Origin of the sequence: Sphingomonas oligoaromativorans, assembly GCF_011762195.1 — a bacterium.
Classification (GTDB): Bacteria; Pseudomonadota; Alphaproteobacteria; order Sphingomonadales; family Sphingomonadaceae; genus Solisphingomonas; species Solisphingomonas oligoaromativorans.
Genome location: NZ_JAASQK010000003.1, coordinates 86,065 through 111,250, shown reverse-complemented (window position 1 = coordinate 111,250; position 25,186 = coordinate 86,065). Strand labels below are relative to the sequence as shown.

Annotated in this window: 22 protein-coding genes; 11 read left to right on the top strand and 11 right to left on the bottom strand. The window is 68.1% G+C overall.

The features are described from left to right. Nucleotides 1-27: 27 nt before the first annotated feature. The 3 genes from lptB to FHS98_RS06870 all read left to right on the top strand — a co-directional run bounded on the left by lptB (nt 28) and on the right by FHS98_RS06870 (nt 3,622). Nucleotides 28-804, top strand: coding sequence for an LPS export ABC transporter ATP-binding protein (lptB, locus tag FHS98_RS06880; protein WP_167102071.1), 777 nt, complete (start codon nt 28-30; stop codon nt 802-804). A 46-nt stretch (nt 805-850) separates the two neighbouring features. Next, nucleotides 851-2,356 (top strand): RNA polymerase factor sigma-54, encoded by a 1,506-nt coding sequence (rpoN, locus tag FHS98_RS06875; protein ID WP_167102068.1) that lies wholly within the window; start codon nt 851-853, stop codon nt 2,354-2,356. A 282-nt stretch (nt 2,357-2,638) separates the two neighbouring features. Beyond that, nucleotides 2,639-3,622: a hypothetical protein gene (locus FHS98_RS06870; protein WP_167102065.1), complete on the top strand. Its 984-nt coding sequence runs from the start codon at nt 2,639-2,641 to the stop codon at nt 3,620-3,622. Here FHS98_RS06870 and gyrB read toward each other — a convergent pair whose 3' ends face one another. The 7 genes from gyrB to FHS98_RS06835 all read right to left on the bottom strand — a co-directional run bounded on the left by gyrB (nt 3,623) and on the right by FHS98_RS06835 (nt 11,033). Then, nucleotides 3,623-6,079: a DNA topoisomerase (ATP-hydrolyzing) subunit B gene (gyrB, locus tag FHS98_RS06865; RefSeq protein ID WP_167102062.1), complete on the bottom strand. Its 2,457-nt coding sequence runs from the start codon at nt 6,077-6,079 to the stop codon at nt 3,623-3,625. 30 nt (nt 6,080-6,109) lie between these two features. Continuing rightward, on the bottom strand, nt 6,110-6,373 hold the full coding sequence (locus FHS98_RS06860; protein ID WP_167102059.1) for a hypothetical protein: 264 nt from the start codon (nt 6,371-6,373) through the stop codon (nt 6,110-6,112). Between the two features lie 123 nt (nt 6,374-6,496). Next, complete coding sequence (recF, locus tag FHS98_RS06855) at nt 6,497-7,570, bottom strand: DNA replication/repair protein RecF (RefSeq protein WP_167102056.1); 1,074 nt, start codon at nt 7,568-7,570, stop codon at nt 6,497-6,499. A 32-nt stretch (nt 7,571-7,602) separates the two neighbouring features. Further along, a complete protein-coding gene (locus FHS98_RS06850; RefSeq protein ID WP_167102053.1) occupies nt 7,603-8,910 on the bottom strand; it encodes an MFS transporter in 1,308 nt (435 codons plus the stop codon). Between the two features lie 16 nt (nt 8,911-8,926). Beyond that, on the bottom strand, nt 8,927-9,118 hold the full coding sequence (locus FHS98_RS06845) for a YqaE/Pmp3 family membrane protein (RefSeq protein WP_167102050.1): 192 nt from the start codon (nt 9,116-9,118) through the stop codon (nt 8,927-8,929). 146 nt (nt 9,119-9,264) lie between these two features. Further along, the gene (gene dnaN / locus FHS98_RS06840; RefSeq protein WP_167102047.1) at nt 9,265-10,383 is read right to left on the bottom strand and encodes a DNA polymerase III subunit beta; all 1,119 of its coding nucleotides are present in this window, start codon (nt 10,381-10,383) and stop codon (nt 9,265-9,267) included. A gap of 143 nt (nt 10,384-10,526) precedes the next feature. Then, nucleotides 10,527-11,033, bottom strand: a complete 507-nt coding sequence (locus FHS98_RS06835; RefSeq protein ID WP_167102044.1) for an outer membrane protein — start codon at nt 11,031-11,033, stop codon at nt 10,527-10,529. A 145-nt stretch (nt 11,034-11,178) separates the two neighbouring features. Here FHS98_RS06835 and FHS98_RS06830 point away from each other — a divergent pair, with 145 nt between their 5' ends. Genes FHS98_RS06830 through FHS98_RS06820 form a run of 3 tightly spaced genes read left to right on the top strand, consistent with a single transcriptional unit; the run spans nt 11,179 to nt 14,216 of the window. After that, nucleotides 11,179-11,688, top strand: a complete 510-nt coding sequence (locus FHS98_RS06830) for a hypothetical protein (protein ID WP_243847899.1) — start codon at nt 11,179-11,181, stop codon at nt 11,686-11,688. Between the two features lie 56 nt (nt 11,689-11,744). Then, nucleotides 11,745-12,950 (top strand): dual-specificity RNA methyltransferase RlmN, encoded by a 1,206-nt coding sequence (gene rlmN, locus FHS98_RS06825; protein ID WP_243847898.1) that lies wholly within the window; start codon nt 11,745-11,747, stop codon nt 12,948-12,950. A 42-nt stretch (nt 12,951-12,992) separates the two neighbouring features. Further along, nucleotides 12,993-14,216, top strand: a complete 1,224-nt coding sequence (locus FHS98_RS06820) for an SAM-dependent methyltransferase (RefSeq protein ID WP_167102041.1) — start codon at nt 12,993-12,995, stop codon at nt 14,214-14,216. A 3-nt stretch (nt 14,217-14,219) separates the two neighbouring features. On the opposite strand, the gene FHS98_RS06815 is transcribed toward FHS98_RS06820, so the two are convergent. Then, complete coding sequence (locus FHS98_RS06815; RefSeq protein WP_167102038.1) at nt 14,220-14,588, bottom strand: EF-hand domain-containing protein; 369 nt, start codon at nt 14,586-14,588, stop codon at nt 14,220-14,222. A gap of 134 nt (nt 14,589-14,722) precedes the next feature. Between FHS98_RS06815 and FHS98_RS06810 the strand changes: the two genes are divergently transcribed. From FHS98_RS06810 to FHS98_RS06795, 4 genes are all read left to right on the top strand, one after another. Further along, on the top strand, nt 14,723-15,943 hold the full coding sequence (locus tag FHS98_RS06810) for an argininosuccinate synthase (protein ID WP_167102035.1): 1,221 nt from the start codon (nt 14,723-14,725) through the stop codon (nt 15,941-15,943). Between the two features lie 124 nt (nt 15,944-16,067). After that, nucleotides 16,068-17,633 (top strand): NAD(P)/FAD-dependent oxidoreductase, encoded by a 1,566-nt coding sequence (locus FHS98_RS06805; protein ID WP_167102032.1) that lies wholly within the window; start codon nt 16,068-16,070, stop codon nt 17,631-17,633. Then, entirely contained in the window at nt 17,630-19,447 is a 1,818-nt protein-coding gene (locus FHS98_RS06800; protein WP_167102029.1) for a hypothetical protein, read from the top strand. Before FHS98_RS06805 ends, FHS98_RS06800 begins: the two co-directional genes overlap by 4 nt. Nucleotides 19,448-19,508: 61 nt before the next feature. Continuing rightward, nucleotides 19,509-21,119, top strand: a complete 1,611-nt coding sequence (locus FHS98_RS06795; protein WP_167102026.1) for a hypothetical protein — start codon at nt 19,509-19,511, stop codon at nt 21,117-21,119. Here FHS98_RS06795 and FHS98_RS06790 read toward each other — a convergent pair. Genes FHS98_RS06790 through FHS98_RS06780 form a run of 3 tightly spaced genes read right to left on the bottom strand, consistent with a single transcriptional unit; the run spans nt 21,047 to nt 23,203 of the window. Beyond that, entirely contained in the window at nt 21,047-21,781 is a 735-nt protein-coding gene (locus FHS98_RS06790; RefSeq protein ID WP_167102023.1) for a class I SAM-dependent methyltransferase, read from the bottom strand. The two genes, FHS98_RS06795 and FHS98_RS06790, sit on opposite strands and share 73 nt — an antisense overlap. After that, the gene (locus FHS98_RS06785; RefSeq protein ID WP_167102020.1) at nt 21,781-22,752 is read right to left on the bottom strand and encodes a glycosyltransferase family 2 protein; all 972 of its coding nucleotides are present in this window, start codon (nt 22,750-22,752) and stop codon (nt 21,781-21,783) included. The genes FHS98_RS06790 and FHS98_RS06785 overlap by 1 nt, the downstream gene beginning before the upstream one ends. 19 nt (nt 22,753-22,771) lie before the next feature. Continuing rightward, nucleotides 22,772-23,203 carry a GtrA family protein gene (locus FHS98_RS06780; RefSeq protein ID WP_167102017.1) on the bottom strand — a complete coding sequence of 144 codons (432 nt, stop codon included), beginning with the start codon at nt 23,201-23,203 and terminating at the stop codon, nt 22,772-22,774. Nucleotides 23,204-23,287: 84 nt separating this feature from the next. Here FHS98_RS06780 and FHS98_RS06775 point away from each other — a divergent pair, with 84 nt between their 5' ends. Continuing rightward, complete coding sequence (locus FHS98_RS06775) at nt 23,288-25,186, top strand: AcrB/AcrD/AcrF family protein (RefSeq protein WP_167102014.1); 1,899 nt, start codon at nt 23,288-23,290, stop codon at nt 25,184-25,186.

Here is a 25,186-nt window from a genome sequence, read left to right as displayed (position 1 = left end):
CCGCACTCGCCCAAGAGATCATAGACGATGAACGACAACGCCCCCTCCCACCGCGACAGCGCCTTCCCCGCGCCGCCGCAGACGCGCGCGCTGTCGATCGTCTCGATCGCCAAGGCCTATGACGGGCGGCCCGTCCTTCAGGATGTCAGCCTCGAAGTGGCGCGTGGCGAGGTGGTCGGCCTGCTCGGCCCGAACGGTGCCGGCAAGACGACCTGCTTCTATTCGGTGATGGGCCTGGTGAAGCCCGACGCCGGGCGCATCCTGCTCGACGGCGAGGACATCACCGCGCTCCCGATGTATCGCCGCGCGATCCTCGGCCTCGGCTATCTGCCGCAGGAGACGTCGATCTTCCGCGGGCTGACCGTGGCGCAGAACATCTCCTCGGTGCTGGAAATGAGCGAGCCCGATCCCGAGCAGCGCGAGAAACGGCTCGCGACGCTGCTGGAGGAATTCCACATCGGCCACCTCCGCGACGCGCGCGCCACCGCCCTGTCCGGCGGCGAGCGTCGCCGCTGCGAGATCGCGCGCGCGCTGGCCGGCGAACCCTCGATCATGCTCCTCGACGAGCCTTTCGCCGGCATCGATCCCATCTCGATCAGCGACATCCGCGATCTGGTGAAGGATCTGAAGCGCCGCGACATCGGCGTGCTCATCACCGATCACAACGTCCGCGAGACGCTCGATATCGTCGATCGCGCCTGCATCATCTATGATGGCAAGGTGCTGTTCCAGGGATCGCCGGCCGCGCTGGTCGCCAATCCCGACGTGCGGCGCCTCTATCTGGGCGAGGGATTCGCACTGTGACCTATTGCCGCCCCTTCGGCGGTAAGCGCTAGCGACGGGACCAGCGATGGCGCTCGGCCCTCGCCTCGACCTGCGCCAGTCGCAGTCGCTGGTGATGACGCCGCAGCTTCAGCAGGCGATCAAGCTGCTGGCGCTCTCCAATCTCGAGATCGAGGCGTTCATCGCCGAGGAGCTGGAGAAGAACCCGCTGATCGAAGCGGGCTCCTCCGACGAGAGCGACGCACCGCCCCCCGACAATGACGACGCGTCCGACGGCGACGGTGGTGCCGAACCCGAGCCGACCGACGCGCTCTCCGGCCTTTCCGCCGGCAGCGACGAAGCCCCGCTCGACATCGATTATGCGGCCGAGACCTTCCACCATGATTCCCCCTCGGACATGCCCGCCGGCCAGGGCCTCGACGGCTCGCTCGGGCTCGACAGCGGCGCCACGGGCGGCGGCGAAGGCGGGGACTTTCAGGATTCGCTGACCGGCAGCCTCACCCTCGCCGATCATCTGATGGCGCAGGCGGGCGCCGTGCTGTCCAGCGAGAAGCTGCTGATCGCCGGCCATATCATCGATGCGCTGGACGAGGCGGGCTATCTCACCACGCCGCTCCTCGACATCGCCGAACGGCTGGGCGTCGCGCTCTGCGATGTCGAGCGCGTGCTGGGCGTGGTGCAGGGCTTCGACCCCACCGGCATCGGCGCGCGCGACCTCGCCGAGTGCCTCGCGCTCCAGGCGCAGGAGGCGGACCGCTACGATCCCGCCATGGCGGCGCTGATCGGCCATCTCGATCTGCTCGCGCGCGGCGGCCTGCCGCAGCTCCGCCGGCTCTGCGGCGTGGACGACGAGGATCTGGCCGACATGATCCGCGAGCTGCGCGCCTATGATCCCAAGCCCGGCCTGCGCTTCGCGCCCAGCGACACGCAGACGGTGGTGGCGGACATCTTCGTCGCCCGCACCGCCACCGGCTGGGCGATCGAGCTGAACAACGCCACCCTCCCCCGGCTGATCGTCAATCGCGGCTATTATGCGGAACTGTCCGGCGCCGCCCACGATCAGGCGAGCCGGGCATGGCTGGGCGAGCGGCTGCAAAGCGCCAACTGGCTGCTGAAGGCGCTCGACCAGCGCGCCCGCACCATCATCAAGGTCGCGACCGAGATCGTGAAGCAGCAGGAAGGCTTCTTCCGCCACGGTGTCGAGCATCTGCGCCCGCTGACGCTGAAGACGGTGGCCGAAGCCATCGGGATGCACGAGTCGACGGTCAGCCGCGTCACCACGAACAAATATCTGTCCAGCGATCGCGGGCTGTTCGAGCTCAAATATTTCTTCACCAGCGCGATCCAGGCCGCCGACGGCGGCGAGGCGGCTTCGGCGCAAGCGGTGAAGAGCCACATCGCCAGGCTGATCGCCGAGGAGCCGGCCAACGCCATCCTCTCCGACGATTCGCTCGTCGATCTGCTGCGCGAGCGAGGGTTCGACATCGCGCGCCGCACCGTCGCCAAATATCGCGAATCGCTCGGCCTCGGCTCGTCGGTGCAGCGCCGACGCCAGAAATTGCTGGCGCGCTGACCCAAGGCACAAAAAAAGGCCGCCCCAAGGGACGGCCTGAAGTTTTAGGAGAGGATGCCTGAAAGGCAGGTTCTTTGTGCGCTGCGTCATAGATTTTTGCAAGTGCGAACAACAAAATCATGATTGCGCTACCGGAAAGCTGGTTTGCAAAAGCGGAAAGGGCGCTCCTTCCGGCACGGCTCGCCGCCCGCATTACCTCTTCCGGGAACTTGACGCGCTCCCGCCTCCCGATCGAGATGACCCGCCGCTGCCAATCCAGGGGGAGCGGCGCAGGAGTGGACTGTGGCGATCTTCGAGATCGGACTGGAGGATCTCCAACAGGGTGTGTTGGCGGCCGCCTTCCTGCACGGTGCGGTCGCGGCGGTCATCCGCTGTGACGGCCGGTTGCGCGCGCTCTGGCGGCGGCTCCTCGAAAATCCGGCGGAACGCCTTCCCTGGGAAGCGCCGCTGATCGACATCGCGCGCAACCATCATGGCTCAAAGGACATCACCGTCAGCCTTGGCGACGTCTATTATTTCCAGCCCGGCCTGCACGGTTATATCGCCCGCAAGCTGGAGATCGACCGGCCGCCGGGTGCGGGTCCGGCCGCGCTGCATCCGGCCCGCTTCCCTCAGGGGGACGACACCTACGCGCCGCCCGCCGACCTGATCGACGAATGCTGCTCGATCACCGACAGGATCGCGCTCGCCATGACGCCCGAACGGGCGGAGGCTCCGCCCTACAAGGTCGCCGTCCAGCGGCTCAAATATCAGAGCAGCAGCGACGATCTCGGCCTGCTCGCGGAGCTGACCGCCCATTCGCTCGGCCGGTGGGGGCGGTTCGGCTATGCGATCGACTGCCAGCGCCAGCGTTTCGCCGGCATGTCCGCCCGCAAGGGGCCGGCCGATCTTTATGGGTTGCTGATGATGGTGCCGTTCGCCCGCAACGTGGCGCAGGCGGCCAATGCGCTGGCTGGGCGGATCGACGGCCGCTACCGGATCGACGACGACCAGCGGGTGATCGAGGGACCGCATGTCGACAGCCGGCTGTTCACCGGGCTTTGCGGGCGGCGCGCCAATATCCACACGCAGGTCTATGCGGGCGACCGCTGGGAGGAGCTGCCGGTCGGGCTCGATTCGATCGCGGTCTTCCCCGGCCGGCTGGCGGAGCGGTGCTATGGCCTGCCGGCGACGCTCCACCGGGTGCTGCAACAGGGCGGGGACACCGCGCCGAAGCCCGACGATCCCCGCACCTCCAACGTCACGCTGCTGCTCGGCGCGACCTGATCAGACGTCCAGATTGGCGACCGAAAGCGCGTTTTCCTGGATGAACTCGCGGCGGGGCTCCACCACGTCGCCCATCAGGCGGGTGAAGATCTCGTCGGCGAGATCGGCCTGCGTCACCTCGACCTGCAACAGCGAGCGGTTGGCCGGATCCAGCGTGGTCTCCCAGAGCTGTTCGGCGTTCATCTCGCCAAGGCCCTTGTAGCGCGCGATCGACAGGCCCTTGCGCCCGGCGGCGAACACCGCGTCGAGCAGCTCGGACGGGCGGCCGATCGAAACGCCCTTGGGATCGGCGGGGAGATCCTCGTCCTCGCCCTCGGCGCGCTCGGCGGTCTTGATCGAGACGAGGCGCGAGGGCGACGCATAGGCATCGGCCTGCTCGGCCGCGAGGCCGTGCAGCTTGCGCGCCTCGGCCGAGCCCAGGAAGCCCGCATCGATCTCGTGGATGTCCGACACGCCGCGCCACTTGCGGACGAGACGGTAGCCGCCGATCTCCGGCGCCTCGCCGGTCCACTCCGCCTCGGGATCGGCCGAGGCCAGCCACGTCGCCACGCGCGCGGCCGCCGCCGTGCGATCGACCGACGGCTCCAGCGCGCCGTTGAGCGCCAGCGCCTCGACGATCGCCGGCTCATAGCGGCGCGGCACATAGGACATCAGCGTCCGCATCCGGCGGCTATGGTCGATCAGCGCCTGAAGATCGTTGCCCGCACGGCGGCCGCCGACGGTGTCGAGCGCCATCGTCGCGACGCCGGCCTCGACCAGATAGTCGTCGAGCGCCTTCTGGTCCTTGAGATAGACCTCCGAGCGGCCCTTCGCGACCTTGTAGAGCGGCGGCTGGGCGATGAAGAGATGGCCGCGGCTGATGATCTCCGGCATCTGCCGGTAGAAGAAGGTCAAGAGCAGCGTGCGGATGTGGGCGCCGTCGACGTCGGCGTCCGTCATGATGACGATCTTGTGGTAGCGCAGCTTGTCGGCGTTGAAATCGTCGCGGCCGATGCCGGTGCCGAGCGCCTGGATCAGCGTGCCGACTTCCTTGGACGAGAGCATCCGGTCGAACCGCGCGCGCTCGACGTTCAGGATCTTGCCCTTCAAGGGCAGGATCGCCTGATTGTGGCGGTTGCGCCCCTGCTTGGCCGAGCCGCCGGCCGAGTCACCCTCGACGATGAACAGTTCGGACTTGGCGGGATCGCGCTCCTGACAGTCGGCGAGCTTGCCGGGCAGCGAGGCGATGTCGAGCACGCCCTTGCGGCGCGTGAGATCGCGCGCCTTGCGGGCGGCCTCGCGCGCGGCGGCGGCGTCGATGATCTTCTGGACGATGGTGCGCGCGTGGGCGGGGTTTTCCTCCAGCCACTCGGCGAGCTTGTCCGCCATCAGCGATTCGAGCGGCGCGCGCACCTCGGACGAGACCAGCTTGTCCTTGGTCTGCGAGCTGAACTTGGGGTCCGGCAGCTTGACCGAGACGATCGCCGAAAGGCCCTCGCGCATGTCGTCGCCGGTGAGGGAGACCTTCTCCTTCTTCAGCAGGCCCGACTTGTCCGCATAATTGTTGAGCGTGCGGGTCAGCGCCGCGCGGAAGGCCGCGAGGTGCGTGCCGCCGTCGCGCTGCGGGATGTTGTTGGTGAAGCAGAGAACCTGCTCATAATAGCTGTCGTTCCACTCCAGCGCGACATCGATGCCGACATCCTCGCGCTGCCCGGTGATCGCGATCGGATCGGGCATCAGCGGCGTCTTGGCGCGATCGAGATATTTCACGAAGGCCGCGATGCCGCCCTCATAATAAAGCTCGACCTCCTTGCGCTCGGCATGGCGCGCATCGGCCAGCACGAGGCGGACGCCCGAATTGAGGAACGCCAGCTCGCGATAGCGATGCTCCAGCTTCTCGAAATCGAACTCGGTGATCTTGAACGTCTCGACGGACGGCAGGAAGGTGACGCGGGTGCCGCGCTTGCCCTCGGCCTTGCCCACCACCTTGAGCGGGGCGACCGCGTCGCCGCGCGCGAAGCGCATGTAATGCTCCTCGCCATCGCGCCAGATCGTCAGGTCGAGGAAATCGCTGAGCGCGTTCACCACGGACACGCCCACGCCGTGCAGGCCGCCCGACACCTTGTAGGCATTCGAGTCCGACGTGTTGTCGAACTTACCGCCGGCGTGGAGCTGGGTCATGATGACCTCGGCCGCCGAGACGCCCTCTTCCGGGTGGATGCCCGTCGGGATGCCGCGGCCATTATCCTCGACCGAGACCGAGCCATCGGGGTTGAGCGTGATGAGCACCCGGTCGCAATGACCGGCCAGAGCCTCGTCGATCGCGTTGTCGGAGACCTCGAACACCATATGGTGCAGGCCCGATCCGTCGTCGGTGTCGCCGATATACATGCCCGGCCGCTTGCGGACGGCATCGAGGCCCTTCAGCACCTTGATCGAGGAGGCGCCGTAATCATTCTGCTCAGGAGTGCTTGCCATGGCGATGATATAGGCAGGCGGAGCCTGAAACTAAAGCGAAATGGGGAGCTTTCGCGGCAGGATGGCGATGGAAAAATACGGGCTGTGGCCCATGTCGATCGAAACGCTGAGCGCCGTGAGCCCGCACGGCACTTCACGCCCGGCGACCTGGGCGACAACGCGGCAGGCATGTTCATGCACCCGCCCGAACGGCAGCGCCAGGATCGACACGAAGATCATGCCGCACAGCGCCAGCGTGCCCAGGATGTCGCGGCGCAGGGCGCGGCGGCGATCGGAGGGGCGGCGGCGATGCATGATCCGGGGGGGCTCCTGTGGCTGACGCGGGCGGACCATAAACGGCCCGGCCCGCGAGGGCTAGCGCCCGTGCCTGTCGTTTGTCGAACGCTTTCCGCCGTTGGTGGAACAGGGATTGGCGGTTCAGCCGGGCAGTGCCGCGCCCTGTTGCACGGCGAGCCATGTCGCGGCGCCGAGCCCCTCGAACAGCGCGCGCTCGGTGCCCGTCATCCACACCTGACCGCCGCCGGCCGCCAGCCGCTCGAACAGCGCGGCGCGGCGCAGCGGGTCGAGATGCGCCGCCACCTCGTCGAGCAGCAGCAGCGGCGGACGGGCGAGACGCTCGGCGACGAGATCGGCATGGGCCAGCACCATGGCGAGAAGCAGCGCCTTCTGCTCGCCGGTCGAGCAGCGGTCGGCGGGCTGCGCCTTGCCGAGATGGGTGACCAGCAGGTCCGAGCGATGCGGCCCGGCGAGCGTCCGCCCGGCGGCGGCATCGCGGGGGCGCCCCGCGCGCAGTTCGGCGGCGAAGGCCGCCTCGTCCGCCGCCGGCCAGCCGTCGAGCGCGAGACCGGCGCGGGCGAACGGCCCCTCGGGCTGGCCGGCGAGACGCTCGGCCAGCGCCGCGACGGTGCGGACGCGGGCGGCGGCGATGGCGGCGCCATGCTCGGCCATCCCCGCCTCCAGCGCGGCGAGCCAGGCGGGATCGGCCTGATCCGGTTCGGCGAGCAGCTTGTTGCGCGCCCGCATCGCGGCCTCGTAGCGCGCGGCGTGGTGGCCGTGCGCAGGCTCCATCGCCAGCACCAGCCGGTCGAGGAAACGGCGGCGCCCACTCGCGCCCTCGGTGAAGAGGCGATCCATCGCCGGCGTCAGCCACAGCACGGAAAGCCATTCGGAGAGCGCCGTCGCCGACGCCGTCGCGCCGTTGATGCGCACCTGCCGCCGCTCGGGCGCGCTCGGCGTGGTGCCCGTGCCGATCTCGATCTCGGGCTCCAGCCGAGCGGCCACCGCGAAGCCCCCCGCCCCGCCGCTCCGCGCCATCTCGGAGAGCGCCGCGCCGCGCAGGCCCTTGCCCGGTGCCAGCAGCGAGACGGCCTCCAGCACGTTGGTCTTGCCCGCGCCATTCTCGCCGGTCAGCACGACGAAGCCCCGCCCCGCCTCGATCGTCGCGGCGGCGTAGGAGCGGAAATCGGTGAGGATCAGGCGGGAGACATGCACGGCGTCCTCCCTGGGGCTTCCGGCCCGGACGATCAATCCTCCACGATCGCGCTTGCATCCTTGGTCTCGCGCATCCGCAGATAGGCGATCAGCGACACCGCCACGAGCCCGGTCACATACCAGTAGAAGCCGCGTTCCAGCCCCGCCTGCTTGAACCACAAGGCGACATATTCGGCGGTGCCCCCGAACAGCGCGTTGGCGATCGCATAAGGGAGCGCCACGCCAAGCCCGCGCACCTCGGCCGGAAACAGCTCGGCCTTCACCACCGCGTTGATCGAGGTGTAGCCGCTGATCGAGAGCAGCCCCGCCATCACCAGCAGGAACGCGCCCGTGGCGGAGTGGACATGCTCCAGCGCGGTGAAGATCGGCACGGTCAGCAGCACGCCCGAAACGCCGAAGCCCACCATCAGCGGCTTGCGCCCGATCACATCGCTGAGCGCCCCCGCCGCCGGCTGGAGCGCGGTGTAGAGCAGCAGCGCCAGCGCCATGATCGCGCTTGCCGTGCCCGCGCTGAATCCGGCCGTGTTGGCGAGGAATTTCTGCATGTAGATCGACCAGGCGTAGAAGGCGACGGTGCCGCCCGCCGTCAGCGCCAGCACCAGCGCCGCCTCGCGACGATGCGGCCCGAGGAGATCGGCCACCGCACCGCGCCGCCTGCCGCTACGCTGGACGTTCCGAAAACTCTCGGTCTCGGCGAGCCCGCGCCGGATGCGCCACACGATGATCGCCAGCCCCGCTCCGATCGCGAAGGGGATGCGCCAGCCCCACGCCGCCATCTGCCCGTGGTCCAGCAGGGCCTGCAACACCAGCAGCAGCGCCAGCGACACGAGCTGGCCCGAGATCAGCGTCACATATTGGAAGCTCGACCAGAAGCCGCGATGCCGCCGCCCCGCCATCTCGGAGAGATAGACCGCGCTCGCCCCATATTCGCCGCCGAGGCTGAGGCCTTGCAGCAGCCGCGCCACCACCAGCACGACCGGAGCGGCCGCCCCGATCCGCGCATAAGGCGGGCACAGCGCGATCAGCAGCGCGCCCGCGCACATCAGCACCACCGAGAGGGTGAGGCCCGCCTTGCGCCCCTGGCGATCGGCGAACGCCCCCATCAGCCAGCCGCCGACCGGCCGCATGACGAAGCCGACCGCGAAGACGGCGGCGGTGTTCAGGAGCTGCGCGGTCTGGTCCGCCTTGGGGAAGAAGGCGCCCGCGAAATAGAGCGCGAAGGCCGAATAGGCATACCAGTCATACCATTCGACCAGATTGCCCGCGGCACCTCCGAGGATCGAGCGCAGCCGGAGGCCCGGCGACGGCGCGTCCGGCCCTTCCGCGATGGGTGCGGCCATCGTCGCGAGCGCCCGCTCAGCGCCGGCCTGCCGCCTCGCGGATCTTCTGGTCGGTCTTGTATTGGCTCAACGCATAGACCGACCAGATCGCGGCCGGCAGCCAGCCGATGATCGTCAGTTGCAGGATCAGGCAGACGATCCCCGAGATCGGCTTTCCGATCGTGAAGAATTGCAGCCAGGGCAGCAGCAGGGCGAGAATCAAACGCATCGCAACCAATCCCCTCTTCGCTCGAAAGGCACGCCGTCCGTTCCGCCTTTCAAGCACCGGAACGGATGTGCGGGAAGCCGAAAAGAAAAGGGCGGCGGCATCGCCCGACGCCGCCGCCCCTGTTCAGGCGATCGAAGCCCGGCGCGTCACACGCGCATCGGCATCAGCACATAGAGCGCCGGCGCGTTGTCGCCCTCGCGGATCAGCGTCGGGCCGGCGGCGTCGGCGAGGTGGACCTCCACCTCGTCGCCCTCGATCTGGCCGAGGATGTCCATCAGATAACGCGCGTTGAAGCCGATATCGAAGCCGAGCGAGGCATAGAGGCCGGGCACTTCCTCGGCCGCCGTGCCGTTCTCGGGCGACGTCACCGAAAGCGTGATCTTGTCGCGATCGAGGCTCATCTTCACCGCGCGGGTCTTCTCCGACGCGATGGTGGCGACGCGGTCGACGCCCTCCATGAAGCTCTTGGGATCGATCTTCAGCAGCTTGTCGTTCGCGGTCGGGATGACGCGCGAATAATCCGGGAAGGTGCCGTCGATCAGCTTGGAGGTCAGGATCGCGGTGCCCAGCCCGAAGCGGATCTTGGTGGCCGAGAGCGACACCTCGACCGAGCCGTCCACCTCCTCGAGCAGCTTGCGCAGTTCGCCCACGCACTTGCGCGGGATGATGATGCCCGGCATTCCGGCGGCACCCTGCGGCTGCGGCGCGGTGAAGCGCGCGAGGCGGTGGCCGTCAGTCGCCGCGGCCTTGAGCACCGGGCCTTCCGGGCCGTCCTCCGCGGCGTGGACGTAGATGCCGTTCAGATAATAGCGCGTCTCTTCGGTCGAGATGGCGAAGCGCGTCTTGTCGATGATCTGGCGCAGGGTCGCGGCTGGAAGATCGAACTTGGTCGGCAGGTCGCCCTCGGCGATCACCGGGAAATCGTCGCGCGGCAGCGTCGCGAGGTTGAAGCGGGCGCGGCCCGCCGTCACCAGCATCTTGCCCTCCGAGGCCGAGAGCTGGACCTGAGAGCCCTCGGGCAGCTTGCGCACGATGTCGAACAAGGTGTGCGCCGACACCGTGGTGGCGCCCGCCGTATCCACGGCGGCATCGACCGTCTCGACGATCTGGAGATCGAGGTCGGTCGCCATCAGCTTGAGGCCGCCTTCCGCCGCCGCCTCGATGAGCACGTTCGACAGGATCGGGATGGTGTTGCGCCGCTCCACCACGGACTGGACATGGCTCAGCCCCTTGAGAAGCGTTGCACGCTCGATCGTCGCCTTCATTCCGTCCCCGCTACACGCATGATTGGGAGCCGGTTATAGCGCGCGCGCCGGCCACCGCCAGCCCCGAAAGCCCCCAAGCAAAAGGGGCCGGAGCGTCGCCGCCCCGGCCCCCATGTCGATCCGTCCTTGCGGACGGCCCGCTCTTAGAAGCGGACGCCGAAGCCGGCGATCGCCGCGTCGCGGCCACCGAAGTTGTTCTCATACTCGGTGCGGCGATATTCCGCCGAGATGTAGGTGCGCGGCGTCACCGAATATTCGAGACCGCCGCCGTAACGGACGCCCTCGAGGTTGGTGTGGCCGGCGCCCGCGATGTCGAAGCGGGTGGTGTCGTAGCCGACCTTGGCGAAGCCGAGCAGCTTCGGCGTCAGGACATAGCCGACGCGGCCCGAGATGGCGACGTCACGCGAGGCGTGGATGCCGGCGCCCTTGGCGGTCGAGTCCTCGAAGGTCGCCTCGGCGCCCACGGTGATCTTCGGCGCGACGAGCTTGTCATACCCGATGGCGCCGCCATAGGTGAAGCCGTCCTGGCCATGGGCCTTGTCCCAGCCCAGGGTGGCGCCGATACGCGCGCCGGTGAAGGGGGCAGCGTCCTGCGCGAAGGCAGGAGCGGCGATGGCAATGGCCGCAACGGCGGCAAGAGCAATACGCATATCTAAACTCCTTACGCTTGCGTCCCGGCTGATTGAGGGGGATGCCGGGTTCGCGGCGGGGCCTCTGGAACCCGGCACATGAACGTCACATAAACGTCATATCGGCTGTTGCCGCAGTGCAACATTCGTTGGGGGATTGCGGGCTTTGGGACTTGAAACTCGTCTGGCGATACTATGCGCGGGCCTGCTTCTGGCCTCCGCGGCCCATGCCGGAGAGCGTTCCTCGCTCGCCGTCTTCCGCGATTGGGGCGCATTCCGCGAAGGTTCCGAAGGATCGTCGACACGCTGCTTCGCGATCGCCGAGCCGCCGCCCGGAACGCGCGCCGCGGGGCGAGGCGCGTTCGCCTCGGTGGCCAGTTGGCCCCAAAAACGAATCCGCGCGCAAATTTCGATCCGCCTCAGCCACGACCATCGCGACGGCGCGCCGGTGACGCTCATCATCGGCGATTCGGCTTTCCGGCTCGTCGCGCAGGGGCGATCCGCCTGGGCGCGGGATCGTCATGCGGACGCGCGGATCGTCTCGGCGATTCGATCGGGCAGTTCGATGAGCGTGAGCAGCGTCGCGCCGGACGGCACGCCCTTTGCCGACGCCTATCGCCTGCGCGGCGCGGCGAGCGCGATCGACGCGGCGATGCTGGCCTGCCCGATGCGCTGAAGGCCCGCTCCCGCCAGCGCTGGAAAAATCGCCCATCTTCGCCTATGTGCGCGACCATGCAGACCGCCCCGAACCTGATGCCGATTCCCGGCCACGTCGATCCCGTGCCCGTTCCGCGCGCCACCCCGGCCCGCGCCGACGGCAAGATGGACCTCGTCGGCCTCACCCGCGATCAGATCCGGGGCGCGCTGGAAGCCGCCGGCATGGAGCCCAAGCAGGCCAAGCTCCGCTCCAAGCAGCTCTGGCACTGGATCTACAACCGCGGCGCCACCTCGTTCGAGACGATGACCGACATCGCCAAGGCCCAGCACCCGTGGCTGGCCGAGCGCTTCGCGGTCGACCGTCCGGCGGTGGTCGAGGCGCAGGTCTCGTCGGACGGCACGCGCAAATGGCTGCTGCGCTCCACCGACGGCCATGATTTCGAGATGGTCTTCATCCCCGACGCGGATCGCGGCACGCTGTGCGTCTCGTCGCAGGTCGGCTGCACGCTCAACTGCCGTTTCTGCCACACCGGCACGATGAAGCTGGTGCGCAACCTGACGCCGGGCGAGATCGTCGGCCAGGTGATGCTGGCGCGCGACAGCCTCGGCGAATGGCCGAGCCAGCCCGAAGGCCGGATGCTCACCAACATCGTGATGATGGGCATGGGCGAGCCGCTCTACAATTTCGACGCGGTGCGCGATGCTCTCAGGATCGTGATGGACGGCGACGGCCTCGCCCTCTCCAAGCGCCGGATCACCCTCTCCACCTCGGGCGTGGTGCCGATGATGGCGCGCGCCGGCGAGGAGATCGGCGTCAACCTCGCGGTGTCGCTCCATGCCGTCACCAAGGAGGTGCGCGACGAGATCGTGCCGCTCAACAAGAAGTACGGCATCGAGGAGCTGCTCGCCGCCTGCGCCGCCTATCCGGGCGCCAACAATGCGCGGCGCATCACCTTCGAATATGTGATGCTGAAGGACAAGAATGACAGCGACGCCGACGCGCACGAGCTGGTCCGCCTGATCCGCAAGTACAAGCTGCCTGCCAAGGTGAACCTCATCCCGTTCAACCCGTGGGAGGGCGCGGCCTACGAATGCTCGACGCCGGAGCGCATCCGCGCCTTCTCGAACATCGTCTTCGAGGGGGGCATCTCGGCTCCGGTCCGCACCCCGCGCGGCCGCGACATCGACGCCGCCTGCGGCCAGCTCAAGACATCGGCCGAGAAGCGCAGCCGCGCCGAACTCGACCGTCTCGCCGAAGAGAAGCAGGCCGCGCTCGGATAAGCTTGCGAAATCAACACGGAGCCGGTTAACCTCGGTTTCGACATGCTACTTGATCCGTTCCTGCGCCGTATCGTCCGGTCGGGCGAATTGATCGTCACAGATGCCTCCGGGCAGACGCGCCGCTACGGCGCGCCGGACCCGGAGCGTCCGCCCATAACGCTGCGCTTCCACGACAAGCGCGTGCCCCTCGACATCATGCGCCGCCCGACGCTCGGGATGCCGGAAGCCTATATGGACGGCCGGCTCGACATCGAGGGCGACGACATCCTCGGTTTCCTCGATCTCTTCCGGTTCAACACGGCGTGGGAGAAGGCGGTCGAGGACGGGCTCGGCATCGGCGAGCATCCCTGGCTGATGAAGCTCGGCCGGGCCAACTCGCTGCTCCAGTCGAAGCGCAACGTCGCCCATCATTACGATCTCAACGACCGGCTCTACGACCTCTTCCTGGATCGCGACCGCCAATATAGCTGCGCCTATTTCGGCGAGGACAACCGCGCCCACGATCTCGAGCGCGCACAGCTCGACAAGAAGGCGCACATCGCCGCCAAGCTCAACCTCAAGCCCGGCCTCAAGGTGCTGGACATCGGGTGCGGCTGGGGCGGCATGGCGCTTTATCTCCATCGCGTGGCGGACGTCGACGTGCTCGGCATCACGCTCAGCGAGGAGCAGCTCAAGGTCGCGCGCCGCCGGGCGCAGGAAGCCGGCGTCGCCGATCGCGTGAAGTTCGAGCTGATCGACTATCGCACGCTCGACGGCCGATTCGACCGGATCGTCTCGGTCGGCATGTTCGAGCATGTCGGCGCGCCGCATTTCCGCAGCTATTTCGCCAGGGTCCGTGAGCTGCTGGCCGAGGACGGCGTGGCGCTGATCCACACCATCGGCCGCGTCGGCGGGCCGAGCTACACCGACAGCTTCACCGCCAAATATATCTTCCCCGGCGGCTACATCCCCGCGCTCTCGGAGGCGGTCGCCGCGAGCGAGCGCGAGCGGCTGATGCTGTCCGACGTCGAGATACTGCGCCTCCATTACGCGCTCACCATCGAGCATTGGTACGAGCGCACCACCGCCGCCAAGGCGCAGATCGTCGCGCTGTATGACGAGCGTTTCTACCGGATGTGGCGCTTCTATCTCGCCGGGGCGCTGACGGCGTTCCGCTGGGGCGAGATGGTCAATTTCCAGCTCCAGTTCGTGAAGGACCGCCGCGCGCTGCCGATCACCCGCGACTATATGGCGCGGGCCGAGAAGGACTTGCTGGCGAAAGGCTGAGCGCTATTGCGCGCGCCCGGCCTTCATCGCCTTGCGCTTCATCTTCGCGGCCTTGCGCGCCTCGCCGGGGGTGACGATGCCGTCCCGGTTGAGGTCGGCCCCGTCGAAATGAGCCGTGGCGGCGGCGATGAACTGGTCACGCGGGATGTGGCCGGTGTGGGACTGGTCGACCGCATCGAACTGCGCGTCGACCATCGCCCAACCCTTCTCCGTCGGAGTCGCGCTCTTCGCTTTGGCGATGGCGGCGAGCGCCGCGTGATATTCCTCGCGGGTCAGGATGCCGTCATGATTGGTGTCGGCCCGGTCGAACATCGTCGCGGCGCGGTTCACCACATCGGCGCGCCTGACCGGCGGCGGATCGGCAAATGCCATCCCGGAGACACAGATCATGGGCAAAAGAAGCAGCCCGCATCTCGACATCATGACACTCCGGGTTGAACCGCGAGCGTCGCGATGGCACAGGCGCGCCCGATCCGTAACCCCCAAACCCCACGAAGGAATCAGCCATGACGCAACAGGTCAATCGCGTCGTCCTCGCCTATTCGGGCGGCCTCGACACCAGCGTCATCCTCAAATGGCTGAAGGAGACCTACAATTGCGAGGTCGTCACCTTCACGGCCGATCTCGGTCAGGGGGAAGAGCTGGAGCCGGCGCGCGCCAAGGCCGAGCTGATGGGCGTCAAGCCCGAGCATATCTTCATCGACGATCTGCGCGAGGAATTCACCCGCGACTATGTGTTCCCGATGATGCGCGCCAACGCGCTCTACGAGGGCACCTATCTGCTCGGCACCTCGATCGCGCGTCCGCTGATCGCCAAGCGCCAGATCGAGATCGCCAAGCTGGTGGGCGCCGATGCCGTCAGCCATGGCGCCACCGGCAAGGGCAACGACCAGGTCCGCTTCGAGCTCGGCTATTACGCGCTCCAGCCCGACATCAAGGTGATCGCGCCGTGGCGCGAATGGGATCTGACCAGCCGCACCAAGCTGATCGAATATGCCGAGAAGCACCAGATTCCGGTGCCCAAGGACAAGCGCGGCGAATCGCCCTTCTCCACCGACGCGAACCTGCTCCACACCTCGTCCGAGGGTAAGGTGCTGGAGAATCCGTGGGACGAGGTGCCGGACTATGTCTATTCGCGCACCGTCAACCCGGAGGACGCGCCCGACGCGCCCGAATATATCACGATCGACTTCGAGCGGGGCGACGGCGTCGCGCTGAACGGCGTCGGCATGTCGCCGGCGACGCTGCTGGCGGCGCTCAACGATCTCGGCCGCAAGCATGGCATCGGCCGCCTCGATCTGGTCGAGAACCGCTTCGTCGGCATGAAGTCGCGCGGCATGTACGAGACGCCGGGCGGCACCATCTATCATGCCGCCCATCGCGGCATCGAGCAGATCACGCTCGATCGCGGCGCGGCGCATCTGAAGGACGAGCTGGCGATCCGCTATGCCGAGCTGATCTACAACGGCTTCTGGTTCTCGCCCGAGCGCGAGATGCTCCAGTCGGCGATCGACCACAGCCAGGAGAAGGTGGCCGGCACCGTCCGCCTCAAGCTCTACAAGGGCGGCTGCTACGTCGTCGGCCGCAAGTCGCCGAACACGCTCTATTCCGAGAAGGTCGTGACCTTCGAGGACGACGCCGGCGCTTACGACCAGCGCGACGCGGCGGGCTTCATCAAATTGAACGCGCTCCGTCTCCGCCTGCTCGGCCGCCGCGACGGCCGCTGATCGGCGAATCGATTCGAAGAAGGGCGGCGAATCCTCGCAAGGGATTCGCCGCCCTTTCTTTTGCCGTCATCGCGACTCGGGCGGCGTTAACCCTAAATTATTTCTCCACAGGCATCCCGAGGGCATGGATCTTCGGGAGAGGCGTGTGGGCGCTCGGCATCAGGACAAGGTGGACGTCGCCATCATCGGCGCGGGGCCTGCGGGCCTCACCGCCGCCTATCTCCTCACCAAGGCCGGCAAGCGTGTCACGGTGATCGAGAAAGACCCGGCCTATGTCGGCGGCATCAGCCGCACCGTCGAGCACAAGGGCTTCCGCTTCGACATCGGCGGCCATCGATTCTTCTCGAAATCGCGCGAGGTGGTCGATCTCTGGAACGAGATCCTGCCGGACGACTTCATCGAGCGGCCACGCATGAGCCGCATCTATTACGAGGGCAAGTTCTACAGCTATCCGCTGCGCGCGTTCGAGGCGCTGTGGAACCTCGGCATCCTGCGCTCTGCCCTGTGCATGGCGAGCTATCTGCGCTGGAAGCTCTTCCCCAAGAAGGAGGCCCGCTCCTTCCAGGATTGGACGATCAACCAGTTCGGCGCCAAGCTGTTCGGCATCTTCTTCAAGACCTACACCGAGAAGGTCTGGGGGATGCCCTGCGACGAGATCTCCGCCGACTGGGCGGCGCAGCGCATCAAGGGCCTGTCGCTCGGCAAGGCGGTGCTGGACGGCTTCAGGCGCTCGCTGGGGCTCAACAAGAAGCCCAATGACGGCATGGAGACCAAGACGCTGCTAGAGAGCTTCCGCTATCCGCGGCGCGGCCCCGGCATGATGTGGGAAGCTGCGCGCGATCGGGTGGTCGAAGGCGGCAACACGGTGCTGATGGCCCATGCGCTGAAGCAGCTTTCGCAGGATGCCGGCGGCTGGCGCGTCACCGCCACCGGGCCGGATGGCGATCGCATCATCCGCGCCGACCATGTCATCTCGTCCGCGCCGATGCGCGAGCTGGCGGGGCGCATCCATCCGCTGCCGGCCTCGCTTCCGCAAGCGCTCGACCTCAAATATCGCGACTTCCTGACCGTCGCGCTGATGATCCGCTCGCCCGATCTCTTCCCGGACAACTGGATCTACATCCATGATTCGAAGGTGAAGGTCGGCCGCATCCAGAATTTCCGGTCCTGGTCGCCCGAGATGGTGCCCGATCCCGATCTCGCCTGCGTCGGCCTCGAATATTTCTGCTTCGAGGGCGACGGCCTGTGGACCTCGTCCGACGCCGACCTCGTGGCGCTCGCGACCCGCGAGATGGGGCTGCTCGGCCTGTGCGACCCGGCCGCCGTCGAAGGCGGCGTGGTGGTGCGGCAGGAGAAGGCCTATCCGGTCTATGACGACGCCTATGCGCAGCACGTCACCGCGATGCGCGAGGAGCTGGAGGCCGCCTATCCGACGCTCCACCTCGTCGGCCGCAACGGGATGCACCGCTACAACAACCAGGATCACGCGATGATGACGGCGATGCTGACCGTCCGCAACATCCTGGCCGGCCACCGCCAGTTCGACGTCTGGGCGGTGAACGAGGACGCCGAATATCACGAGGCGGGCAACGAGGGCGAAGCCGCCCGGATCGCCCGCCCGATCGAGGATGACGCTCGCGCGGCGCTGGGCTCGGTCCGCGCCGTGCCCCGCCGCCTGCACGCGGCATGAGCGACACACGGTTGGCGGACGGGGCCGCCGGCGCATCGGACTCGTCGGGGGGCGAGCCGATGCGCCTATCTCCGCGTCTCTACGGGCTGTTGCTGACTGCGATCATCCTGCTGTTCTACGGGCTGATGGTGTTCAGCTCCTGGTCCGGGATTCGGGGCGAGCGCTTCCACGATCCCGACGATCTGATGCGCCTCCAGCAGGTGCGCGACTGGATCGCGGGGCAGAGCTGGTTCGACGTCACCCAGTATCGCGTCAATCCGCCGGCCGGCCTGCCGATGCACTGGTCCCGCCTGCTCGACGTGCCGATCGCGGCGGTGATCCTGCTGTTCCGGCCGCTGCTCGGCCAGCCGGCGGCGGAGCTGGTCGCCTGCGTCGTCGTGCCCTTCCTCACCTTCGCGGCGCTGACCGGGCTGATCGCGCGCATCACGCGGCAGATCTTCGACAGCCGCCCCCTCGCGCTGCTCGCCGCCGTCTTCTGCGGCGCCGATGCGGGCAGCTACGCCCTCGCCCACCCGCTGCGCATCGATCATCATGGCTGGCAGGCGGTCTGCGCGCTGCTGATCGTCTCGGCCCTGCTCGGCCGGCGCAGCCCCCGGCGCGCGGCGCTCGCCGGAGCCGCCGCCGCACTGTGGATGCATATCTCGCTCGAAGGGATCGTCTTCGCGGCGGCGTCCGGCGCCGGGCTCGGCCTGCGCTGGGTGGTCCAGCCGCAGCGCGAGCGCTCGGCCCTCCCCGCCTATCTCGGCGCGCTGACGCTGGCGAGCCTCGCGCTGTTCCTCCTCGCCCATGGCGGCGCGCTGTTCGACCGGACCTTCTGCGACGCGGTGTCGCCCGTCCACATGGGCATCTTCGCATTGGCCACGCTCGGATCGCTCGCGGCGCTGCGTTGCGCCGAAAAGGGGCCGGCTGTGCGGCTTGTCGCGCTGGGCCTCACCGCGCTCGCCTGCGCCGCGCTCTACAAGGCCTGGGCGCCCCAATGCGGCGCGGGCGCCTTCTCGATGCTGACCCCGCTCGACGTCCGGCTCTGGTACAGCCGCGTCGCCGAGGGGCAGCCGATCTGGCATGAGCCGATGCACGATATCATCGGCTGGCTCGGTTTCCCGCTGATCGGCCTCGTCGGCGTGATCGCCGAACTGCGCTCGCCGCGCCGCAGCCCGATTCTCGTCGATTATGGCTTCCTGCTGCTCGCCGCCACCGCGATCGGCGTGCTCGTGCTGCGCGCGGGCGCCGTCTCGAACATCCTCGCCATTCCCGGCGCGCTGATGCTGCTCAGGATCGTCAGCACGCCAATCCGGGCGTTCCGCCTGCCCGCCGCCCGCATCCTCGCGCAGGCAGGCGCGGTGCTGCTGCTGCTGCCCGTCACGCCGGCGATGCTGGCGGCCGGCGCGGTGACCCCGCCCGCCAGCGAGAAGCGCGCGGGCGACGCCTTCGCCGCCTGCACCGATCTCGCGCATGTCCACCGGCTCGACGCGCTGCCGACCAGCCTGTGGCTGTCCGACCTCGATTTCGCGAGCGCGATCGTGTCGAGCACGCGCCACAGCGTGATCGCCGCCAGCTATCACCGCACGCCGCAGGCGATGGACGACGTGCTCCGCTTCTTCGCCACCGACGAGGCGCAGGCGCGCGCCGTGGTGGAGCAGAGGCGGCCGGCCTATGTCTATTTCTGCCCGGCCTCGAACAGCGCACGCGGGCTGGCGCAGGCGGCGCCCGGCGACATCGCCGCGCGCCTGATCGCGGGCAGGCCGCCATCCTGGCTGCGGCCCGTCGCCATGCCCGAAGTCCCCGATGCGCAGGTCTATTCGGTGATCTACTGATCCGGGGCCTGCGAAGCCCGCTTGCTCGCAGGCCCCGGCGCGGACTATCGCCGGAATCCGTATGATCGAACCGTCGCCGTCACCGCGTCCGTCTGCCTGGTGGGAAACCCGCGCCTTCGCCTTCGCCATGATCGCGTTGGCGCTGGTGCCGCTGCTGCTGCCGCCGATCCCGCCGCTCACCGACCTGATGGGGCATATGGGGCGCTACCGCGTCCAGCTCGAGATCGACAGCTCGCCTTTCCTGTCGCGCTATTACAGCTTCAACTGGGCGCTGATCGGCAATCTCGCCTGCGATCTGATGGTGCAGGTGCTGGGGCCGATCCTCGGGCTCGAGCTGGCGGTGAAGCTGATCGTCATGGCGATCCCGGCGGTGACGGTCGCGGGCCTGCTGCTGATCGCGCGCGAGATCCACGGGCGGGTGCCGCCCACCGCGCTCTTCGCGCTGCCTTTGGCCTATGGCTATCCCTTCCAGTTCGGCTTCATCAATTTCGCGATGGCGATGGGGCTGATGCTGATCGCCTTCGCCTTCTGGCTGAGGCTCGCGCGGACGGGGCGGCTGAAATACCGGCCCCATATCTTCTTCGTCGTCAGCTTCCTGATCTGGGTGGCGCACAGCTTCGCCTGGGGCGTGCTCGGCATCCTCTGCTTCATCGCGGAGGTGGTCCGCTGCCGCAGGGAAGGGGAGGACTGGGTGCAAAGCGGCTGGCGCGCCTTCGTCGCCTGCCTGCCGCTCGCGCCGCCGGCGATCCTGCTGCTGCCATGGCGCGGCGGCAGCGCTCCGCACGGCACGTTCGACTGGTTCAAATGGTGGTTCAAGTGGCGCTGGCTCTATTCGGTGCTGCGCGAGCGCGTCGAGCTGTGGGACGAGGCGAGCGCCGCCATCCTGATCCTCGTCGGCCTGTCGGGCTTCGCCTCGAGGCGGCCGTGGCGGCGCTATGAGGCGACGCTGGGCATCATCTCCATCCTGCTGGCGATCGTCTTCATCTGCCTGCCGCGCGTGCTGCTGAGCTCGGCCTATGCCGACATGCGCCTCGTCCCCTATATGGTGGCGATGCCGATCCTGGCGCTGCGCCCGATCGCCAACAAGCGGGTGGCGAACGCGGTGGCGGCGGCCGGCCTGCTCTTCTTCGGCGCGCGCGTGGCGGTGTCGACGCTCGCCTTCCTCAAGTTCGAGCGCAACTATCAGCAGCAGTTGAAGGCGCTCGACCATGTGCCGATGGGCAGCCGGGTGATGGCGCTCGCCAACGTCCCCTGCCGCAGCGCCTGGTACACGACGCGCATGGAGCATCTGAGCTCGATGGCCACGGTTCGCCGGCGGGCCTTCGTCAACGACCAGTGGGAGGCGCCCGGCGCCCAGCTCCTGCGCGTGCGCTACCGGGATGCGGGGCGCTATTTCTCGCACGATCCGTCACAGATCGTCCGCCGCCCGGATTGCCGCGCGCGCAACGAGCCGATCCTCGAACTGGCGCTGCAATATTTCCCGCGCAACGCCTTCGATTATGTCTGGATGATCGACATGCCGCGCGATCGCTGGCCGGTCGACCCGGATCTCGTGCCGATCTGGGAGGGCAAGCGCTTCGGCGTGCTCTATCGCATCGTTCACCGCGGGGCGGGTTCGACCACCGCCAGCAACGAGACGCCGAAGGGCAGCGTGCCGCGCGTCACCCAGTGACGCTCGGCCGCGAAGACGCGCTCCAGCACCGCATTGACCAGCGGCGAGGGCATCGCCTCGTCGCTGCCTTCGCGGTGGCGCAGCCGCCCGGCGATCCGCGCGGCGGCGATCAGCGGATAGAGCAGCGTGTTGAAGTGGCTCATGTGCCGCACGCTGAGCCCGCCCGCATCGAAGGCGGCGCGGAGCGTGCGCGCGGTGTAGCGGCGCTTGTGATGATGGGCGACGTCGTGGGCGCTCCACATCCAGGGGGACGCCGGCACGGTCAGCACCATCCGTCCGCCGGGCGCGAGCTTGCCGCGCAGCACGCGGAGCGAACCATGATCGTCCCCGATATGCTCCAGCACGTCGAGCAGCAGGATCAGGTCGTAATGCCGGTCCTCCAGATGCACCCGGTCCGGCAGCGTCCCGCCCTCGACATGGATGCCCGCCCGCCGGCTGGCGAGCGCGCGGGCCTTGGCGTCGGGCTCGATCGCGTCGACATGGCCCATCCCCTGAAGCATCGTCAGGTTCGAGCCGGTGCCCGCGCCCACCTCCAATATCTCCGCGTGCGGGCTCAGCGGCACCTGATCGCGGATCAGCGCGGAGACGATCCGCCGCCGCGCCGCAAACCACCAATGTTCGGCATCTATTTCCGCCATGCGGTCATAGATGGCCCGATCCATCAGCCCGCCATCGGCTGGAGCGAGGTGCCTATCGTCTCGCGGACGACATAGATCGGCCGGTGCTTCGTCTCGACGAGGATACGCCCGACATATTCGCCGAGCACGCCGAGCGAGAGAAGCTGCACGCCCCCGAAGAACAGGATCGCCACCATCAGCGAGGGATAGCCCGGCACGTCGCCGCCATGGATGAAGGTGCGCAGGACGAGGAACCCCGCATAGACCAGCGCCCCCACCGCGACGATGCCGCCCAGATAGCTCCACACCCGGAGCGGCAGGGTCGAGCCCGAGGTGATGCCGTCGAGCGCCAGCGTCCAGAGCTTCCAGTAGTTGAACTTGGTGGTGCCGACGTTGCGCGGCACGCGATCATATTCCACCGCCGCCTGGCGGAAGCCCGCCCAGGCGAACAGCCCCTTCATGAAGCGGTTGCGCTCGGGCATCGAGCGGATGACGTCCACCACCTTGCGATCGAGCAGGCGGAAATCGCCGGCATGTTCGGGAATCTTGTCCGCAGAGAGATAATTGTGCGCGCGGTAATAGAGGTCGGCGGTCAGCCGCTTGGGGAAGCTGTCCGTCTCGCGGTTGCGGCGGACGCCGTAGACCACGTCGTTGCCCTCGCGCCAGCGCGCCACCATCGTGCCGATCACCTCGGGCGGGTCTTGCAGGTCGACGTCGAGCGGGATCACCACCTGCCCCGCCGCATGGTCGAGCCCGGCGGACAGCGCCGCCTCCTTGCCGAAATTGCGCGACAGCGAGAGGCAGCGGACCCTCGGGTCCGCGCGATGCGCCGCCAGGATCGCGGCCAGCGTGTTGTCGCGGCTGCCATCGTCGACGAACAGGATTTCCCAGCCCTGCGGCTCGTTCAGGGCCTCCAGCACGGCGCCGACGCGCTCGACGAAATGCCGGATCGCATCCTCCTCGTCCTTCACGGGGACGAGGACGGTCATCAGAGGGGAGGCATCGTTCATCAGCATACCTTAGGCGCGTTCCGGCTTACTCGAAAACCCACATGCGGTTCAGCCAGAACAGAAGGGCGGGTGTCACGCAGAACATCGGCACGGACGGCCAATGGGCGGAGAGGTGCAGCGCGGAGGTGAACAGCCACACCCAGAAGCTGTTGGCCGCGAAGCCCACCATGTTGGCGGCGACGAAGCGCAGGATGGCGCGCAGCTCGCTTTCCCGCTCGCCATGGCCGTCGAAGGTGAAGCGGCTGTGGATCGTGTAGCCGACCACCATCGCGGCGGCGGTCGCCAGCGTGTTGGCGACGAGCGGCGGGCGATGCCCGGCCCCGATCAGCAGATTGTAGATCGCGATCTGGAACAGCGTCACGCCGACGCCCACCACGCCATAGCGGATGAGCTGCACGAACAGGGCGCGACGCTCGGGCGTGAGCCCGTGCCACAACCTTACCATATCTTCACGCAAGACGCCGCCCCTTGTCCACCGCCGCGCAGGGACTAGAGCGGCGGACAGGGAATCTCAAATCCAATCGGACGAAGCGCGCCTCGCATGACGGATACCGGCCTCCAGCCCCCTGCCCCCCTGTCGCTCGTCGATCGTCTCGAACGGATGTTCGATCGCTTCGTGGCGACGCGCTGGAAGCTCGTCACGCTGCTGTTCTGGATCGGGACGGCCGCCGTGCTTCTCTATCAGAAGCAGAACGCCATCCACTGGTTCGCCTTGAGCGACACCGACGACAATATGCGCTTCGACCAGGTGCGCGACTGGCTGGGCGGCCAGGGCTGGTACGATCTGCGCCAGTATCGCCTCAATCCGCCGGACGGGTTCAACATCCACTGGTCGCGGCTGGTCGATCTGCCGATCGCCGGGCTGATCCTCGCCTTCCAGCCCTTCGTCGGCACGCAGCAGGCCTATCGCTTCGCCTGCGCGCTCGCGCCGATGCTGCCGATGCTGCTCGCCTTCCTGATGATGGCGGTGGTCGTGCGCCGGCTGGTGTCGAAGGGCAGCTATGTGGTGGCGCTCGCCCTCCTCCTCTGCGCGGGCAACGCGATGGGGATGTGGACCCCGCTGCGCATCGACCATCATGGCTGGCAGCTCGCCTTCCTGATGATGACGGTGGCGGGGCTGACCGAGCCCGACATGCGCCGCTCGGGCGCGATGATCGCGCTTTCCTCCGCGCTGTCGCTGGTGATCGGGCTGGAGATGCTGCCTTATGTGGCCTTCGCCGGCGCGGCGGTGGCTCTGCACTGGGCCTGGGACGCGCGCGAGACGCAGCGGATGCGCACCTACGGCCTCGTGCTGGCGGTGGCGGCGGCGCTCGGCTTCCTGATCTTCGCGCCCAACGACAATTGGCGCGCCGTCTGCGACGCGCTTTCGCCCGTCTGGCTGACGACCGTCTCGGCGGCGGCGCTGCTGCTGGTGGCCATCACCTTCGTGCCCGCGCGGCACCCGGCGGCGCGGCTTGCGCTGGTGCTGGTGGCGGGCGCCGCGGCGGGCGCGCTCTATATCCTCGCCTTCCCGCAATGCTTCGGCCACCGGCTGGAGGGCATCCCCCCCGAAGCCGAGCGGCTCTGGCTCAGCCATGTCAGCGAGGCGCGGCCGATCTATCTCCACCCGCTCTCGACGCTGGTGCCGATGGCCACCCTGCCCTTCATCGGCACGGTCGGCAGCCTGATGGCGATGTGGCGGCTCCGGGGGACGCGCAAGGCAGCCGAGTGGGCGCCCGTCTCGCTCTTCGCGCTGTTCGCGACGGCGCTGCTCTTCTGGCAGATCCGCACCAGCCCGAGCGCGCAGATGCTGGCTGTGCCGGGCGCGACCTGGCTGGCGTGGCGCATCTATCTGCGCATCGAGGCGGGCGGCTGGGTGCCGGGGCGGACCATCGGCGCGGCGCTCGCGCTCTGCGCGCTGGCGGGCGTGGTCGTGGCGGGCGGGCTCGACATCGTGCCGGGGCGCTTCGCCAATCTGAAGGTCGCCAATCTCTGGGCGATCGCCACCGGCCGCGAGAAGCTTCCCAAGGCCGCCGTGCCGGGCAAGAAGGCGCCCAATCTCACCAGGCTCGCCAACCGCCGCTGCCCGACCATCCCGGCGCTGGCGCCGATCGGGAAGCTGCCGCCGGCGACCTTCTTCACCCTGATCGACAACGGCCCGCGCCTCATCACGCTGACCCACCACCGCGCCGTCGCCGGCCCCTATCACCGCAACTGGCAGGCGATCCTCGACACCGAGCACGCCTTCCGCGGCACGCCCGATCAGGCGCACGCCATCATCGCCGGCCATCATGCCGACTATGTGCTGATCTGCCCGCACATGTCCGAGGCAACGATCTACGAGGTGGAGGCGCCGGGCGGCTTCTACGCCAAGCTGTCGCAGGGCTTCGTGCCGAACTGGCTGACGCGGGTGCAGTTGCCCGCGAACTCGCCCTACCAGCTTTTCAGGGTGGCGCGCTGA

Coding starts and splice junctions, on each gene's coding strand:
- gyrB (WP_167102062.1), bottom strand. CDS start 6,079: ATGGCAAGCACTCCTGAGCAGAATGATTACGGCGCCTCCTCGATCAAG.
- FHS98_RS06850 (WP_167102053.1), bottom strand. CDS start 8,910: ATGGCCGCACCCATCGCGGAAGGGCCGGACGCGCCGTCGCCGGGCCTC.
- dnaN (WP_167102047.1), bottom strand. CDS start 10,383: ATGAAGGCGACGATCGAGCGTGCAACGCTTCTCAAGGGGCTGAGCCAT.
- lptB (WP_167102071.1), top strand. CDS start 28: ATGAACGACAACGCCCCCTCCCACCGCGACAGCGCCTTCCCCGCGCCG.
- FHS98_RS06775 (WP_167102014.1), top strand. CDS start 23,288: ATGACGGATACCGGCCTCCAGCCCCCTGCCCCCCTGTCGCTCGTCGAT.
- FHS98_RS06815 (WP_167102038.1), bottom strand. CDS start 14,588: ATGGCATTTGCCGATCCGCCGCCGGTCAGGCGCGCCGATGTGGTGAAC.
- FHS98_RS06820 (WP_167102041.1), top strand. CDS start 12,993: ATGCTACTTGATCCGTTCCTGCGCCGTATCGTCCGGTCGGGCGAATTG.
- FHS98_RS06795 (WP_167102026.1), top strand. CDS start 19,509: ATGATCGAACCGTCGCCGTCACCGCGTCCGTCTGCCTGGTGGGAAACC.
- FHS98_RS06835 (WP_167102044.1), bottom strand. CDS start 11,033: ATGCGTATTGCTCTTGCCGCCGTTGCGGCCATTGCCATCGCCGCTCCT.
- FHS98_RS06810 (WP_167102035.1), top strand. CDS start 14,723: ATGACGCAACAGGTCAATCGCGTCGTCCTCGCCTATTCGGGCGGCCTC.
- FHS98_RS06785 (WP_167102020.1), bottom strand. CDS start 22,752: ATGCTGATGAACGATGCCTCCCCTCTGATGACCGTCCTCGTCCCCGTG.
- FHS98_RS06800 (WP_167102029.1), top strand. CDS start 17,630: ATGAGCGACACACGGTTGGCGGACGGGGCCGCCGGCGCATCGGACTCG.
- rpoN (WP_167102068.1), top strand. CDS start 851: ATGGCGCTCGGCCCTCGCCTCGACCTGCGCCAGTCGCAGTCGCTGGTG.
- FHS98_RS06805 (WP_167102032.1), top strand. CDS start 16,068: ATGGATCTTCGGGAGAGGCGTGTGGGCGCTCGGCATCAGGACAAGGTG.
- FHS98_RS06860 (WP_167102059.1), bottom strand. CDS start 6,373: ATGCATCGCCGCCGCCCCTCCGATCGCCGCCGCGCCCTGCGCCGCGAC.
- rlmN (WP_243847898.1), top strand. CDS start 11,745: ATGCAGACCGCCCCGAACCTGATGCCGATTCCCGGCCACGTCGATCCC.
- FHS98_RS06845 (WP_167102050.1), bottom strand. CDS start 9,118: ATGCGTTTGATTCTCGCCCTGCTGCTGCCCTGGCTGCAATTCTTCACG.
- FHS98_RS06790 (WP_167102023.1), bottom strand. CDS start 21,781: ATGGATCGGGCCATCTATGACCGCATGGCGGAAATAGATGCCGAACAT.